We start from the raw sequence: 744 nt of genomic DNA, 5'->3' as shown, positions 1-744 counted from the left end.
GGGCAGGTCGGCGAGGGCGGGGCCGCGCCAGAGGCCGAGCGCCTCGTCGAGGGTCTCCGCCGCCTTGGCCGGGTCGCCGTCGGCCAGCGCCCGCAGCCCGTCGGCGGTGAGCCGCTCGAAGCGGTACAGGTCGATGTCGTCGGGCCGGGCGTCCAGCAGGTAGCCGCCGTCCGCGGAGGCCACCGCGCCGGGGCCGAGGAGACGCCGCAACCGCCCCACCAGGGCCTGCAGCGCGCCCGTGGCGTCGGCCGGGGGATCGTCCGACCAGACCTCGTCGACGAGGACGGCCACCGGGACCGCGCGGCCGGGCCGCAGCGCCAGCAGGGTCAGCAGGGTGCGCAGCTTCGCGCCGCCGACGGGTACGGGCGTGCCGTCGGGGCGGATGGCCTGGATGGTGCCGAGGACTCGGAAGCGCACGGCCCCATTGTCCATCGGACGAGGACGGCCACCGTACCGGAGCCGTCCCCGGAGCCCGCGGCGACGTCCCGCGGGCGGTGCGGCGCGCCGCTGGTCAGGGGCTCAGCGCGTGGCCGAGTGCCCGCGCTCCGCCTTCGTCCGCTTGTAGTAGTACCAGCACATGTTCGAGGAGAGTCCGGCCAGCAGCACCCACACGATGCCCAGGCCCCAGGTGCCCTCGACGAAGGAGACGACGGCGGCGACCACGGACAGGACGCACACGACGAAGGCGTAGAGGGCGAGGCGGGGGCGGGGCATGGGGGGCGCTCCTGGTGCTACGTGGACGGG

At 76.1% G+C, this 744-nt stretch carries 2 protein-coding genes; both read right to left on the bottom strand.

The genetic code is table 11. The features are described from left to right. On the bottom strand, window positions 1-432 hold a 432-nt coding region (locus tag ACOV8S_RS10555), incomplete at its 3' end, for an AfsR/SARP family transcriptional regulator (RefSeq protein ID WP_448317530.1). Between the two features lie 87 nt (window positions 433-519). Continuing rightward, complete coding sequence (locus ACOV8S_RS10550) at window positions 520-714, bottom strand: hypothetical protein (protein WP_108953707.1); 195 nt, start codon at window positions 712-714, stop codon at window positions 520-522. Window positions 715-744 lie beyond the last annotated feature (30 nt).

Source organism: Streptomyces sp. CO7 (assembly GCF_053474865.1).
Note: the sequence above shows the minus strand (reverse complement) of the source record. Positions and strands in the feature narration are given on the sequence as shown.

Excerpts from the sequence above, each read along its gene's own strand:
- ACOV8S_RS10550 (WP_108953707.1), bottom strand. The coding sequence starts at position 714 with ATGCCCCGCCCCCGCCTCGCCCTCTACGCCTTCGTCGTGTGCGTCCTG.